Source organism: Sphingomonas fucosidasi (assembly GCF_036663855.1).
Lineage (GTDB): Bacteria > Pseudomonadota > Alphaproteobacteria > Sphingomonadales > Sphingomonadaceae > Sphingomonas > Sphingomonas faeni_B.
In genome coordinates, this window is sequence record NZ_JAXOJR010000003.1 from 197303 (window position 1) to 211616 (window position 14314).

Sequence of the window (14314 nt, forward strand, 5' to 3'; positions counted from 1 at the left end):
TGCTGCAAGCGCGGCAGTGGAAGAGAGCTGCCTTTGCGGGCAAAGTGAGCGACTCTTTGAGATGCCCGTGGGGGCCTCAACGTGCTGCCTGCCTGTGGTGACGCCCTTTCCGGTTTGATGCCCGCATAGCCTTGTGGCCGCCCTGGAACCAGAAGGTCCAGGTTGCCAGCCCCCCGAGCATCGCGAGAGAGAGTCTGGAGATCGTCATGACCAGCCGGTAGAGCACGCCGCCCACTTCCGCCGCATGAAGCGGAAACAGCATGTTGTACGCCCGAGCCTGACCAGGAAGCCCGAGCGTATCGCGTGCCGCGACGATGCGCCCGGTGTCGGGCGCAAACCAGATCCCTGTTCGGCCGCCCGGCACCCATTCGGCCCGCTGCTTCATGCGCAGGACGATCGTCGCGTTGCGCCCGCGGGGAAGCGAAAGACTGCGTATCTCGGCGCGGGGGAAGCGTGAGCGCGCTGTCGAGATCATGCCCGCCCAATCAAGACTGTCCGCTACCGGCCGCTTGGCCACCTTCGGTCCCGCCAGCATCCGTGCGACCTGCTCCGGCGCTCCGGGGCCGAAGGCAACCGCCGTCAGCGGACGAAAGATGAGCAGGGTGCCGGTGATGAACGACAGCAGCAGCAGCGGCATGACGATGATGCCTAAGTCGCGGTGGTGGCGCACGATTGCTGGACGGCTCATGCGCCTGGGCCACAACCTGAATGCAAACGTCCGGCGGTACGCCACCATAGGATCGTTCCCGTCACGACCAACCCGATCCCGACCAGCGCGGCGAACCCCGCCACCGTCTCGCCGCTATCGCCGGCCAGCAGGTGGCGATGCAGGTCGAGCAGCCACAGCTCGGGCCGCTGCCACTCTGCGGACCAGCGCGCGACAATATGACCGGCCTGGTCGGTGTAGGCGCCGGCATCCTCCTTGAACGCCAGCCGATGGAGGCCGAAGTCGCGGGCGGCATAGGTGATGACGCTGGGTCTCGCAGCTGAATCGCTCATCAGGCGAGCGGTCGTCTGTGCGACCCGCGCGGTCGCCTGGTCCTGCGCGTCGCCGACGTGCGGGAGCATTATCCAGAGGCGGCGATGACTCAAAAGTGCGCCAGTAAGCCCGACGACCGTCAGGACCACCCCGATCAGGCCGCTCGCCCACCGATGCAACAGCTCCACGGCGCGTAGCGGCGTGGCCCTCACGGCGCCTTGCGCCCGGTCGCCGTGCGCCCGGGACCGCAGCTGCGCGTGCCCGCGGCGGCCCAGTGCAATGAGGCATCGAACAGGCGCCGGCCATTGTCGGTCATGTGGCCGAACGTGTTGTTCTCCAGCCCGATGAAAACGCGTCGCGCCGGCGCGGTGTAGTCATAATCCATCGTCGCGCCTCGTTCGTACCCAAACAGCATCGCCTTGTCCGGCTCGCCTGGCCGGACCATGACGATATCGGCGCCAAGACCGGGCTTGCCCCATCCGGCAGGCTGACGCGCCTCCGTCCAGGTCGTCATGCCGGCCGGAATGCCACCGGCCAGCGGATGGGGCGCGCGGACGATCCAGGCGTAATGCCCCGTCTCCACCTCGCCGAAATCGGCATCAAGACGCATGCCGGTAAACCGCAGGTCGTCAAGAAGATCGTTTTCCCATGTCAGCAGCGGCACGCCCATATCGCGCCATTGCGAAATGGCCACGCGATCGGCGGTGTAACGGTTCGATTGCACCGTGGAGGACATTACGACGAGATCGAATCCGCAGGGGTCGGGCGCGTTCGCCAATCCGTCGCTCGTCGTGACGATGTAGCCCAGACCGTTAAGGTGGGCGATGACGCCGGGGTCGGCCGAGCCCCCAGGCGGATCGGCGCGCATGAGGAACAGCACCCGCTTGGCGGCGCCCTCGGGTGCCGCGGCGACGGGGGTGCCGGCGCTCAGCATCATGGCAAAAGCGGCAAGGAACGTGCGCAGCATCAGAAACTCCCGCTCAGGCCGGCAAGGAACGTGCGCCCGGCAGCGGGCGTGACCTGCGCGCGCGATACCGTCGACTCGATATAATGATCGTCGTTCAGGTTCTTGACGTTCAGCGTCAGGCGGATCGTTCGGCTCATGCTGTACCAAGCGCTGGCGTCCAGGCGCGTATAGCCGCCGAGCGAAAAGGAATTCTCCAGATCGCCCTGTCGATCGCTGGCGGCGTAGATGCCGCTGCCGATGCCGAACCCCTGCAGGGTGCCGTGGTCCGGCTCGAAGGTCAGCCACAGGCTGCCGCTCCATTTCGGCACGCCGATCAGGCTGTTGCCGGTCGCGTAATCGGTGGACTCGATGACCTTGGCATCGGTGTAGGTCCCATTGGCGATCACCTTCAGGCTGGACGTGAACGATCCGGCAACGTCAAGTTCCACGCCGCGCGACCGCTGCCGCCCGGCATTGATGTTAAAGCCAACGTTGTTGGGATCCTGCTGCGTCACGTTGTTCCGCGTCAGCCGATAGAACGCGAGCGTCGCCGACAGGCGCTTCCCAAACGCGTTGGCCTTGAGGCCCGCCTCATACTGCTCGCCGGACTCGGGAGGAACCGGCTCGCCGGTCAACGTCGGCTCGGGCTTGGATTGGAACGATCGGGTATAGTCCGCGAACAGCGACAGTGTCGGGACGGGCTTCCAGACGATGCCGACACGCGGCGACCAGGCTTTGTCGTCTGACGCATATTGCGTGGTGCCAAGGTCGGACTGGCGGGCATGATCGAAACGGATACCGGCCAACAGGTCGAACCGGTCGCCGATCGCGATCTGGTCCTGTAGATAGGCGGAGTTCGCGCGCGCACGAACGGTTCGGTCGGCGCGGGGCACGAAGGTGCCCGGACGGGCACCATAGACCGGATCATCGATGTCGATCGCCGCCAGCGTCGCCTGCGCAAAGGTGCGGAACCGGTAGGACTGCACCCGTTCGAGGCCGAAGACGACGGTATGGCCGATCGGCCCGGTCGAAACCGTGGCGACTATATCGGCCTGGAAGTCCGAACTATGGTTCTGCTCGTGCTGCTCGACCGCGGTGCGGGTGATCGTCCGGGCGCTCGTAACAGCGTTGGTGGTCACGGTATTGCCGTTGTTGATCCCGAAAAGATCGAGCTGGCCCCGATCGTAATGTCCGATCTGGCGGACGGTCAGCCAATCGGCCAGCTGGTGCTCGAACCGGTAGTTGAATTCGGCGCGATGCGAATCCGTCACCGCGAACGCCTCCCCCAGGAACCGCTTGCGCGGCAGGTCAATCCGGTAGCCTTCCGCGCCATCCGGTGTCGCCACTATCCCCCGGTCCGTCTGGTTGTTCTGGTGGGCATAGGTTGCGCTGGCGATCAGCCGGGTGCGAGCACTCGGCTGCCAAAGGAACGAGGCCGAACCGAACTGTCGCTTGAAGGGCACGAAGCTGTCGCGAAAGCCGTCGCCATATTGCACAGCACCGATCACGCGCACGGCAAGCGTCTGTCCCCGGTCGATCGGACCGGTGACATCCGCCTGTCCACGAACGAAATTGTCGCTGCCGCCCTGTATCGAAAAGTTCATGCCGGGCGTGAACCGCGGCTGCTTGGTGACGATATTGATGAGGCCGCCCGGATCGCCGCGTCCGTACAGTACCGAAGCCGGTCCCTTCAGCACCTCGATCCGCTCCACATTGGCGAGATCGCGGAAGCTGTCGTTCGTTTCCACCGCAGGGCTCAGCATGATGCTGTCGATCGCGTAATAGGACGACCGGAACCCCCGGATCGTGAAACTTTCGGAGCGATTGCCCGCGGTCGTTCCGGCCTGGATACCGCTGACGTTGCGCAGCGCGCTGGTCAGGTCGATGATCTGCTGGTCGTCGATCACGTCGCGTGGAACGAACTGGATCGATTGCGGCACGTCCATCAGGTCCGTGCCCGTGCGTGTTGCGGTCGTCAGTTCGTCGATCCTGTAATCCTTGCCGCGTGTGCCGAGCACGACGATCTCGGACGCGGTGACGTTCTGCGGCTCCTTGTCGTCCGCCTTCGCGAGAGCCGCAGCCGGGGATGCAAGAAGGGCTACAGTGACAGCGAGCGCCGGCGCGCGGCCTCGAAACGAATGCAACGGATTCACAAACTACATGCCCCTTTGATAGGCGAGATTTTGTCAACGGTCACGTTGGTCGATGCCAAGTGATCCGGACCGTACCCGCTGTCGGCCGCCCCCTCCCCGTGAGCTGAACTGTCTGCCTGCTGATGCCACACCGGGTACCGGTACTGATAACGAGTTGCAATAGCTAATTGGATCTCCGTTTGGACCACCATCGGCCGTCTGTCGGAAAAGCGGCAAGGTGCCTCAATCTGCCGGCGGGGTCTTCGTTCACGCTGGGGGAATGAAGACAGCTGTCGGCTTGCGGGATGCAAGTCACTCACGGACATTGAACGGGCGCTTGTCGAACGGCAGCTTCGCAGCCGAAAGCCCGCTTGCTGACCTTCACGGCATGCCCTCGACTACAACGTTCTGCTGTTCAACTCTTGCATGGACGATCTGGTTACGAGCAAACCTTCCGGTGGCAGCTGACAGGAGGCAATTTTTGCGAGGGTTGGATTTTACATCATGGCAGAGCCTGCTGGCGACGCTGGCAAGCCTGGCGTTGGTGGCGCTGGTCGGAGTGGGTATCCGGCTGGTCGCGCAAGTGACGATCCAGCAACGTCGCGAGCGTGCGAACCGGCAGATCAATGAGCGGCTTCGCACCCTGATCGCCGCCTACAAGGCGCTTGGCGGCTCGTTTACCGGCGATCTCGCTGTCGATCCACGGCATCTCCGGGACGTGCGTCAGGCCAATCAGCCTTCGGAGGCGCTTGATCTGTCACAGGCCGCCGTTGCAGGCTCCGATCGGGCGCGTCGTATTCGGGATGCGGTCGAAGCCGCATTGTCCGACATCGTCCTGCTGGGCACCGATGAGCAGGTGCGTCTCGCGAGCACCGCGGCCGGCGAACTTGTCAGTGGTCGTCCGGTCCGCACGCACGAACTCGTCGTGTCACTCAGGGATTTCATTCGCGAAGCGCTCGATCTCGATCCGATCCCCGCCAGCATCGTCATCCCGCCGCAGGGACCGGTACGACCCTCGGCGTCGGGCGGCCGGGGCAAGGCGGAAGGCGCGGGAAGCGAGCGTGGAAACGGCGGTGGCGGTGGCGGCGGGGGCGGCGGGGGCGGCGGGGGCGGGATGGGTAGCGGCGTGCCGCTAGCAACCGATGACCGTGCCCAGCTGTAGCGGAAGGTGTCTGGTCCCAGTGGTTGATGGTACAACAACCACGAGCGAGTGGAAGGAAGCGCTATGGGCCAAGTTTTACACGGAAGCGCCACGACGACAGAGGTCGTTCCCCGGATCAAGTCCGGGGCGGGCTAGCGATACAGCATAGTCAAGAGAGCCTGAGGGCGTTGGCGAGGCGCCAAGGGCGTCAACCAGAAGACTGTCGCCAAGTGGCGTAAGCGGTCCTCCACGGCCGATCTGCGGACCGGGCCCAAGGAGCCTCGGTCCACGACGCTGACGATCGAGGAGGAGGCCGTGGTAGTGGCGTTCCAGCGTCACACGCTGCTGCCACTGGACGACTGTTTGTACGCGCTACAGACGACGATCCCGCATCTGACGCTTTCGCTTTGCTCCTCCGAGACACCACGCTTCCTGCACCGCTTGAGGCTGAACGCGGCATAAAGGTAGCTGCACATCAGCGTGTGTTCGACCTCGGCGGGTTCGGCAAGCAGATGCAGGAGTTGTTCGCACGATCCGACGACGATCTCGGGTTCGTTGGCAGTAGCGTTCATGGCGTGTCACCTAACTGCGCCATACACCCCTGGCGAGGCCTCAGAGTGGCCCTTCAACGCGCCGTAGTCGCCCTCCTACCATTCAGCTGCTGGGTGCTGTGGAGCGACGTGCTAGGCGACTACCCGACAGGCAGCGATTCGGCGCCACCGATCCACGCCGGAGCCCCTTGATGTGCTTGGCGCGATCCGAGAGCCCGTCTTTATGACTTATTGTCGCCGACAATCCCCAACGCCTGATAGTGTTTGTGAAGCAAGTTCAACGCTGGTGTCACGAGCACGCCGTGCATTAGAATCGACGCTGCAATGATGAGCCCGAGCGTACCCACAGGCTGTACTCGGATTGGAAATCGCCGTGGTTGAAGCCGTAGCTGAGGTAGTACACTGAGCCCAGGCCGCGGATCCCGAAAAACGAGATGATCGCCAGCTCCCAGCTTCGGCCGCTTGACGCCGATCAGGCTGATCCAGCCTGCGAGCGGGCGGATAACCAGCAGCATGATCGCCGCGAACGTGACTTCCTCAACGCGCAGACGATCGAGGTTGCGGGCGGCTACATGATCTAGCCGCAGCCTATGGCAGGTGCAGGCATGAAGCACTGCCCCGCTACCGGGACGAGAGGGCGAGCTTCACGCCGAACAGGATGAAATCCCGCCGGTCATCCTGTCCAGCGCCCGGACCACCGCTGGCCGACACAGTTGCCCATTAAAAGGGGCGGTCGCTGCGATCAGCATGGTGAACCACGCTGTTCCGATCGTGACGTGTATGAAGGCAAGGGCGAAGGAGAACGCCGCGACGTTGGAGACGGCAGGCACGAACTGCGGCAGGAAGGTTGCGTAGAACACGCCGATCTTCGGATTGAGCAGGTTCGTGAGAAAGCCTCTCCGCATCGCTTCGCCACGACGGACGGGGATTGGCGGGCTGACAGTGTCGTCCATAATCCCGTTGCGGGGTCGCAGCAGCAGGTTGACCCCAAGCCAGAGCAGATAGGCCGCGCCCGCCCATTTCAGGACGGTGTAGGCCAGCGGCTAGCTAAGTTGACCAAGTAAGTCCCTGCGACACGCGACGTTGTCCCCTAAATCAAATCCTTGAGGACGATCGTCACATTACGCGTTCCCGAAGCGTTTTTAAGAGAGAAGGTAACTTTAGATTCGGTTGGGGAATTCCGCAGGCGCTCGCGCAGCTCGAGAGTCGGTATTGCGGAAGCAGCCGCACCGTCGACGGCGGTGACGTATTCACCGACCTGGATGCCCGCCATCGTTGCAGGCCCCCCGGGCACCAGGCCCGCTACCACGAAGCCCTCGGGTGCTCGCCGGATCGTCATCCCGGAACGATCGTAAGTGCCTATATCTGAAATCCGACCCACGGCAGGCTTGAGGTACATAACGCGCCGCGCATAGTCGAACGTGACGACGAACCGCTTGAGCAGCCTTGAACCCACGTTGCCTTCGAAGTCGGCGACTCCGAACCCTCCCTTGACGGATCGAGACAGCTCGGTAACCACGTGTTTCACCTCGATCTTCCCCAGCGTCATAGCGCGGCCGTCGACGACGGACAGTGCGATCGCGCCGCCGACGCCACTGCCGCCACCGGTCGTATTGACCCGGACTGGATGACTCTCGATCAAGCCCTTCGCATCGACGAAGCGTTTCATGAGTGTCAGTTCCTGACAGGACCCGGTGTCGATCGCGAAGCGTGCGGGGTGGCCCTCGAAGGTACCCCGTACCAAAGGGATATGCCCGTAGAACTCGAATGGTACCGGCGTCCCTGCCGATCTCGGGTCGAACCTTTCAGGTGCGATGAGAGACATGATCTCGGCACCGTAGTCGATCCTGGTGACGAAGCGTCGAGACACCTCATTCCCGATAACACCCACGGGCCTCACGACCTCAAGCGAAGGTTCGGTGACGTCAAGCACGTGGACAGTTTGTCGACGCAAGGACAGTCCGCCGATCCCCAAATTGATCCCGCTTCCATAGCCCGTCTTGACCACGCCGGCGCCCGGACCATGCCCCGGCACACTGCCTACGATCGGTAATTTCAGCTGTTCCATCAGGGTGGGGTCAACGATGTCCGCACCCCCGCCATCGAAGAGGAAGGTGAAAGGCCCGCGGCCATTCACGCTGACATCTCCGTAAATGCAGTTGCGCACCATGCGAATGGGAAAGGTGGTCGAACCTTGATGGGGCGGGAAGCCTGCATCCACATAGCTTGTCCGAGGTGCAGCGTATGCTGCCGCGCCACGACGCTTGACGGTTCTGCCTGATCGCAAGGTATAAACCTGCGCATATTCTGCGCCCGATCCGTCATCCATCGTCATCTTACCGGGAATAATCACGCCGGAAACGCGGCGATAGTCGCCGTAGGTCGTCGTCATGGCGGTGCGGTAAGGCATGGCCTCGACGATGCGGTAGAGCTGGTGCGTACTGCGGTCGAACCATGCCTCGAAGCGATCACCGCCCTTGGGCAGAACCTGTAGCACGTCGTAAGTTGCGCCGTTCTCGATACGCCGGGCGAGCGGCGTCACACGCGCACCGCCGCGATCGGGGCGGTACCACATGCCGGCGCGGCGGTAGGCCGCGTTGACCGCCAGTCGAAACGCTAGGCCGCTCGGCTGCGATACCACGGCGCCAGAAACGTCGCTGTTCCAGGCCAACCGCCCATCGAAGCCCTCTACTTCTCGAACAAGTCCGGCCGCCAGACTATGGACGAAAATACCGCTGGAAAGGTCGAAGCGGTCAACCGCGAGGCCTTTCAGGCCTTGTCCCTCATAATCGTAACGTATCTCAACTGCCCCTGCCCCCTGGCCGCCCTGCGACGACAATCCCGCCTCAACAAGCGTTTTGGTCACATCGGGAAGGTCCATTTCCGCAGGGGCCGCTCCGGTAAGCAGTGGCAGGAATAGCGCCGACCCGAGGCCTAACGAGCGCTTTGTCAACCCAAGAGCGGTGCGATGAAATATGTACTGCAATCCCATCGGTCCTATGAAATGAGAATTCAGGTTTTGGGGGCATGGCGGCGTAAGCCGATATCAGCTCACGCTTAACGGTGTTTCAGGAGGGAAAAAAGCGCGATCGCGCGGGTGTTTCTGTTCGACGAGGCCTACCGCTTTCTAGAAAGCAACCAGCAGACCGGCAAGGTCGTCGTTCGACTGTAGGGCCACGTTCATTGGAGGGCTCGCCCGTTTCCCGCAAACGAACGCAGACTGTGCGAAAACTCGCGGGCCGATTTCGGGGAGCCCGCTGCGTAAGCAGACCTTCGATCAGGTGCCAAGGGAGTGGAAAAAAGCCCTGTTTTGGCCAAAAGTGGGATGGCTGTTTTCGGTTGCGATCCCCTTGCCAAGTTGGAAACAGGAACGAACCTTTTTTTGCGCTCCTGGTCTGCTTGTACGCTGCTTCCGGGAAGCGCACGCTGGTGCCAACGATGGAGAAACAGCTCGCCCTGCCGCGGTGCCAGAGTCAATGAGCCAACCTCCGAAAACACTCGGGGTGGCTGGCCCCCTGGGAAAAGCACTAGCTCTTCTCGCGGTACCGACGCCGGTACCGTCGGCAGGTAACGCCCAATGATTACCCGAGCTCGACAACTCGGTTTCAGGCCTCGGCCTTCATCGCGCGGACGTCGGCGTACAGCGTCGGCCCGGTGGGGTGCCAGCTCAGCCGCTCGCGCGTCAGCGTGTTGGACGCCGACATGTCCTTGGATGCGAATGCTGCGAGCCAACCGAAATGCGCGCTGGCGTCGTCCGCGCTGACGGACTGCACGGGCACGCCAAAGGTCTTGCCGATTGTCTCGGCGATTTCGCGGAAGCTGATCGCCCCCTCGGCAGTCCCGTGATAGCGTGCGCTGGCTTCGTTGCGCTCCAGCGCAAGCCGGTACAGGCGAGCAGTGTCGGAGACGTGCGCTGCCGACCAATTGTTGGTGCCTTCGCCGACATAGGCCGAGACACCTTTCTTCCAGGCAAGCTTAATCACGTCGCTGATAAGGCCCTGTTTGCGCGTGTCGTGGATTTGCGAATTGCGGATCGCGATGACGTGGATGCCGCGCTCGGCGACGGCCTCTCCAGCCAGCTCGGACGCGACCCGCGGATTGAGGCTATGGACCGCGAAAATGTCTTCCGACGCCGGTTCACCGGGCTTGGCCGATCCCATGGCGGTGCTGGACGTGATGATGAGCGGCTTGGTGGTGCCCTCCAAGCCGGCGCCCAGCGCCTCAATCACGCGAGCATCCTTCTGGCAGTTGGCGACGAAGTTCGCGAAGTCATGGTCAAAAGCCGTATGGATCACGCCATCGCAAGAAGCAGCGCCTCGCGTCAGGCTGTCGAGGTCGTCGAGATCGCCACGATGCGGCTCAGCCCCAGCCTCCACCAGTGCCTCGGCGCCGGCGTCTGAACGAGTCAGGCCCAGCACATGGTGGCCAGCTGCCAGCAACTCAGGAACGATGTGAGAGCCGATGAAGCCGGTCGCACCGGTTAAAAACACGCGCATCAAAATTCTCCATTGAAGATTGATGCCTGATCAGCGCATTCGATTTCCAGGAAAAGTAGTGACATTTTCCTATTATAATCAACAACAGGATGATGATGGCGGTTCTCCCTGACAATCCTCTTGGCCTGTATCTCCGGGATCGCCGCACCCGGCTCGATCCTGGAGCGTTCGGCTTTTCCATTCAGCGACGTCGCACGCCGGGACTGCGCCGGGAGGAGGTCGCACAACGCGCTAACATCAGTCCGACCTGGTACACCTGGCTTGAGCAGGGTCGGGGCGGCGCGCCGTCACCCGACGTGCTGAACCGCATCGCAGGCAGCCTTATGTTGACCGAGGCCGAACGGGAGCATCTGTTCATGCTCGCGCTCGGCCGTCCGCCGGAGGTCCGCTACAAGGCAACGGACAGTGTGACGCCTCGCCTACAACGCCTGCTCGACGGGATGCTCGCCAGCCCCGCCATCATCAAGACCGCGACCTGGGACGTGGTGGCGTGGAACCAGGCAGCGGCGTTCGTCCTGACCGATTACGGGGCGCTACCGCTGAAGGAGCGTAACATTCTGCGGCTTGTCTTCGGTAATGACCGGGTGCGTCGGGCGCAGGAGGATTGGGAAAGCACCGCCCGTTTTGTGGTCGGCGCATTCCGGGCCGACGCTGCGCGCGCCGGTGCCGTGTCGGAGGTTGGCCAGCTCGTCACCGAGCTGTGCACGACCAGCCCCGAGTTCGCAGTGCTATGGGCAGACAACGACGTGCGCTTCCACGGCGAAGGCGCCAAGCGGCTGCGCCACCCCGTCCTTGGTGCAATCGAATTGGAATACTCCGGCTTCGCGGTCGATGGTCGCCCAGACCTAGGCATGATCGTCTACAACCCGGTAGAACCCGACGTGGCCGATCGCATCCGCTCGATGCTTGCGGGGTAGTCAAGAAACGTCGGTGCCTCCTGCCGGTTATGCCTGTGTCGGCATCGCAAGGAAAACGAGCGGTTTTCTCGTGGTCGGGCGATCCCGGTCCGGGCACCCCAAAACGATCAGAAAACCTGTTAGAAAACCAGCGCCATCTTGTACCATGCGTCTATGGCGGCGTGATCGACCCGGCCCTGCCCGGAGATCAAAGCGGCTACGCCGCTGAAGCTACACCACGCGGTGGGACACGCTCGTAGCCAGCAGTTGCCCTCGACCGAATACAGGCTCCAGTATGCCTTTGATTCCGTATTGTGCCGTATCGCTGGGCGGCATGTACGCTTCACCATTGGCAGATTCTAACGGACGAAAGCTGGTTGAAAACTAGCGGGTCACCGATCGTGTAATTACCCACCCCCTTGCGGCTGAGCGAAATCACTGATTCAAAGGGGTCATGGGACGTCCCGATCTCGAGCGCCTGAGCCGCGAGGAGTTGATCGAACTGGTGCTGCGCCTGCAGCGCCCTGCGAAGACGTCGCGGACATCGTCGAAGCCGCCATCGACCGACCGCAAGGAGCGCCGCGATGCATCGCGGCCCGGCGGTGGAAAGCCAGGGCATGAGGGACATAGCCGGATACTGAGCGAGGCATTCGATCGCGCGATCGATCATCGTCCAGACACCTGCACCGGCTGTTGCGCGGCGCTGCCGGCCGATCTAGCCGCCGAGACGGTCAGCGAGCACGACACGGTCGAACTGCCGCCAATCACGCCGGTCGTGGAGCGCCATAGGCGTCTGGCGGTTCGCTGCCCATCGTGCGGGATGCGCGTGACCGCCGCGCTCCCGGACGCGGCGAAGGGGACGCCGTTCGGCGCGCGGATCCATGCGATCGCGACCTATCTGAAGAACTTCCAGGCGTTGTCCTACGAACGGCTTCAGGGAGCGTTTGCTGATCTGTTCGGTCTGACGATCAGCCAGGGCGGTCTGATGAACATGCTCCGCCGTGCGCAGGCGCATTTTGCAGGTGGCCGCGATGACGCCATATCGAAGCTGCGTCAGGCAGGTGTGGTCAGCTCGGACGAGACCGGGGTGCGCATCGAAGGCAGCAACGCGTACCACTGGGTGTTCCGGTGCGACCAGGCCGTCGTGCACACCGCCGCCCCGACCCGCGACGCGATCGTAGTGCGCACCATGATAGACGGGCATCGCCCCGACGTCTGGTGCTCCGACCGCTATGCTGCCCAGCAGGGTCATGCCGATGCGCACCAAGCCTGCCTCGCCCATCTCGCGCGTGATGTCGCTTATGCGCTCTAGAACAGCGAGGACTTCCTGCCGATGCGGCTCAAACTATGGCCGAACAAGGCGTTCGGACTGGCGCAAGGCATCAGCCGTCTGGCGCCATCAACGGTTGCCACAAGACGACGCCCGCTCGAACGAACCATCAACGACATCATCACGACGCCTACGTCGTGCGAACTGACGATGAAGCTCCGAAACAGGTTCGCCCGCGCCAGGGGTAATTGCTCACGGGGGTGGCGGAAAAGGTTGCGGCGGGCGTGGGTATCTGATTCACCCTGCAGATGCCGTTTCCTTCGCGCTTTGGTCTGAGTGACGCTGACAAGGATGCGCTGCTGGCGCAGCAGCGGGATATGATCGAGCGGCTGGTGGCTCGGATCGCAGAGCTCGAAGCACTCGTAGGCAAGCCTCGCAAGACGTCGGTCAATTCGCATATCCCACCGTCGAAAGACGGGATTGGTCGTGACAGGAAGCGGCGCAAACTATCGGGTGGGCCGCGCCCTGCTTCGGAAGGCAAGACCCGACCGCTGACGGAGACGCCGGACAAGACCGAGCGCCGGATTGCAGATGCCTGCGGTCATTGCGGGACGGATGTGTCGAGCGCTTCGCAGCGCTGCCGGCATCGCTACGATCATATCGACCTGCCACCAATCCGGCCGGTCGTAACGCGGGTGGAGCTGTTCGGTGGTCGCTGCGGGGGCTGTGGCCGACGCTACCGCGCCGAGGCTCTGGCAGGGATGCAGCCGGGTACGCCGTTCGGGCCCGGCATTCGCTCGCTGTTGGCCTACCTGCACCACAGCCATCATGTCGGGTTCGAGCGCCTGTCGCGGCTTGCGGCCGAGATGTTCGGCCTGACCATCTCCGAAGGCGCTATCGCCAACATCTTCAGGCGCATGGGTCAGGACATGGCCACCGCGACAAGCGCGATCGGTGAGAAGCTGCGCAGCGCGCGGATCATCGCCTCGGACGAAACGACGACGCGGACCAACGGCGTGACCCAGTGGCAGTGGGTGTTCATCTCGGACCAGGCAGTGCTGCACAAGGTCGCCCCCAGCCGGGCACGCCGTGTCGCCGCAGAAATGCTCGGAGATCACCGGCCCGACGTCTGGGTGTCCGACCGCTATGCCGGCCAACAGGATTTGGCCGGGGCGCATCAAGTCTGCCTCGCCCATGTTTTGCGCGACGTTCAGTATGCCATCGACAGCGGCGACACGATCTTCGCGCCAAAGATCCGCGACCATCTGCGATGGGCGATCGGGGTCGGGAGGCGACGACACAATCTCAAGGACAGTACTTTGGTGAGCTACGCTGCAAAAGCCGATCTCAAACTGTCCCGGCTGATGCATGCGCCTGTCGCGCACCCTGCCGGCAGGGCTCTGCTCAAGCAGATCAAGGCCTGGCGCACGAAGTTCTTCGTCTTCCTTACCAATCGTGACGTGCCCGCCACCAACAACATTTCCGAGCGCGAGATCCGCCCTTCGGTCGTGTTCCGCAAGGTGACCAATGGCTTCCGCTCGGACTGGGGCGCCCAGATCCACGCCGGATACCGCTCCGTCACCGGGACCGCCCGCCTGAGCGGCAAATCTGCGCTCGCGGCCGTGCGCGACCTTGTCGATGGCAAGTTCGCCGTCGCCTGATCAGGTCACCGCGCGCCACCCCCGTGAGCAATTACTCTCGCTTAATCCTTGACGCTTCGCGGCGTCGCTCCTGACGGCTGGGCCGCACAACAGTGTTCGCCAAAGCAGCAAATTCACTTGTCAAAGCGAGTTTAGTCGGGATGCCATCAAACATGGGTACTCACTCCGTTAACGTCTTCATGGTTATCAAATCGCCTGATCGCGATGCGTTCCTTGGTCCGTCAGGAAAGACAATTTCGCCA

10 protein-coding genes and 3 pseudogenes are annotated in these 14314 nt (G+C 63.0%); 6 read left to right on the forward strand and 7 right to left on the reverse strand.

The genetic code is table 11. The annotated features are described in order from the left end of the window. Positions 1 to 76: 76 nt before the first annotated feature. The 3 genes and pseudogenes from U1737_RS07415 to U1737_RS07425 all read right to left on the reverse strand — a co-directional run bounded on the left by U1737_RS07415 (position 77) and on the right by U1737_RS07425 (position 4069). Positions 77 to 1191: pseudogene (locus U1737_RS07415) on the reverse strand (PepSY-associated TM helix domain-containing protein). Continuing rightward, on the reverse strand, positions 1188 to 1946 hold the full coding sequence (locus U1737_RS07420; RefSeq protein ID WP_332796217.1) for a hypothetical protein: 759 nt from the start codon (positions 1944 to 1946) through the stop codon (positions 1188 to 1190). Before U1737_RS07420 ends, U1737_RS07415 begins: the two are co-directional and overlap by 4 nt. Further along, positions 1946 to 4069, reverse strand: a complete 2124-nt coding sequence (locus U1737_RS07425) for a TonB-dependent siderophore receptor (protein WP_332796218.1) — start codon at positions 4067 to 4069, stop codon at positions 1946 to 1948. Before U1737_RS07425 ends, U1737_RS07420 begins: the two co-directional genes overlap by 1 nt. Positions 4070 to 4394: 325 nt before the next feature. On the opposite strand from U1737_RS07425, the gene U1737_RS07430 reads away from it, so the two are divergent. Together U1737_RS07430 and U1737_RS07435 are read left to right on the forward strand one after the other, a co-directional pair. Further along, positions 4395 to 5219: a hypothetical protein gene (locus U1737_RS07430; protein WP_332796219.1), complete on the forward strand. Its 825-nt coding sequence runs from the start codon at positions 4395 to 4397 to the stop codon at positions 5217 to 5219. A 63-nt stretch (positions 5220 to 5282) separates the two neighbouring features. Beyond that, a pseudogene (locus tag U1737_RS07435) lies at positions 5283 to 5603 on the forward strand (IS481 family transposase); the annotation flags it as partial. Here the strand turns inward: U1737_RS07435 and U1737_RS07440 are convergent. Next, positions 5534 to 5770: a hypothetical protein gene (locus U1737_RS07440; RefSeq protein ID WP_332796409.1), complete on the reverse strand. Its 237-nt coding sequence runs from the start codon at positions 5768 to 5770 to the stop codon at positions 5534 to 5536. The pseudogene U1737_RS07435 and the gene U1737_RS07440 sit on opposite strands and share 70 nt — an antisense overlap. A 413-nt stretch (positions 5771 to 6183) precedes the next feature. Between U1737_RS07440 and U1737_RS07445 the strand changes: the two genes are divergently transcribed. Further along, the gene (locus U1737_RS07445; RefSeq protein WP_332796220.1) at positions 6184 to 6330 is read left to right on the forward strand and encodes a hypothetical protein; all 147 of its coding nucleotides are present in this window, start codon (positions 6184 to 6186) and stop codon (positions 6328 to 6330) included. Positions 6331 to 6393: 63 nt separating this feature from the next. Here U1737_RS07445 and U1737_RS07450 read toward each other — a convergent pair whose 3' ends face one another. The 3 genes from U1737_RS07450 to U1737_RS07460 form a co-directional block, all read right to left on the reverse strand. Next, a complete protein-coding gene (locus U1737_RS07450; protein ID WP_332796399.1) occupies positions 6394 to 6789 on the reverse strand; it encodes a LysE family translocator in 396 nt (131 codons plus the stop codon). Between the two features lie 50 nt (positions 6790 to 6839). Then, positions 6840 to 8615, reverse strand: a complete 1776-nt coding sequence (locus U1737_RS07455) for a PDZ domain-containing protein (protein ID WP_332796221.1) — start codon at positions 8613 to 8615, stop codon at positions 6840 to 6842. A gap of 739 nt (positions 8616 to 9354) precedes the next feature. Continuing rightward, positions 9355 to 10245, reverse strand: coding sequence for an SDR family oxidoreductase (locus U1737_RS07460; RefSeq protein ID WP_332796222.1), 891 nt, complete (start codon positions 10243 to 10245; stop codon positions 9355 to 9357). A gap of 95 nt (positions 10246 to 10340) precedes the next feature. Here U1737_RS07460 and U1737_RS07465 point away from each other — a divergent pair, with 95 nt between their 5' ends. The 3 genes and pseudogenes from U1737_RS07465 to tnpC (U1737_RS07475) all read left to right on the forward strand — a co-directional run bounded on the left by U1737_RS07465 (position 10341) and on the right by tnpC (U1737_RS07475) (position 14072). After that, a complete protein-coding gene (locus U1737_RS07465; RefSeq protein WP_332796400.1) occupies positions 10341 to 11162 on the forward strand; it encodes a helix-turn-helix transcriptional regulator in 822 nt (273 codons plus the stop codon). A gap of 433 nt (positions 11163 to 11595) precedes the next feature. Beyond that, positions 11596 to 12654, forward strand: a pseudogene (tnpC, locus tag U1737_RS07470) (IS66 family transposase); the annotation flags it as partial. A gap of 65 nt (positions 12655 to 12719) precedes the next feature. After that, entirely contained in the window at positions 12720 to 14072 is a 1353-nt protein-coding gene (gene tnpC, locus U1737_RS07475; protein ID WP_332796223.1) for an IS66 family transposase, read from the forward strand. The last annotated feature ends 242 nt before the right edge of the window (positions 14073 to 14314 follow it).

Coding starts and splice junctions, on each gene's coding strand:
- U1737_RS07440 (WP_332796409.1), bottom strand. CDS start 5,770: ATGAACGCTACTGCCAACGAACCCGAGATCGTCGTCGGATCGTGCGAA.
- U1737_RS07445 (WP_332796220.1), top strand. CDS start 6,184: ATGATCGCCAGCTCCCAGCTTCGGCCGCTTGACGCCGATCAGGCTGAT.
- U1737_RS07465 (WP_332796400.1), top strand. CDS start 10,341: ATGGCGGTTCTCCCTGACAATCCTCTTGGCCTGTATCTCCGGGATCGC.
- tnpC (WP_332796223.1), top strand. CDS start 12,720: ATGCCGTTTCCTTCGCGCTTTGGTCTGAGTGACGCTGACAAGGATGCG.
- U1737_RS07460 (WP_332796222.1), bottom strand. CDS start 10,245: ATGCGCGTGTTTTTAACCGGTGCGACCGGCTTCATCGGCTCTCACATC.
- U1737_RS07420 (WP_332796217.1), bottom strand. CDS start 1,946: ATGCTGCGCACGTTCCTTGCCGCTTTTGCCATGATGCTGAGCGCCGGC.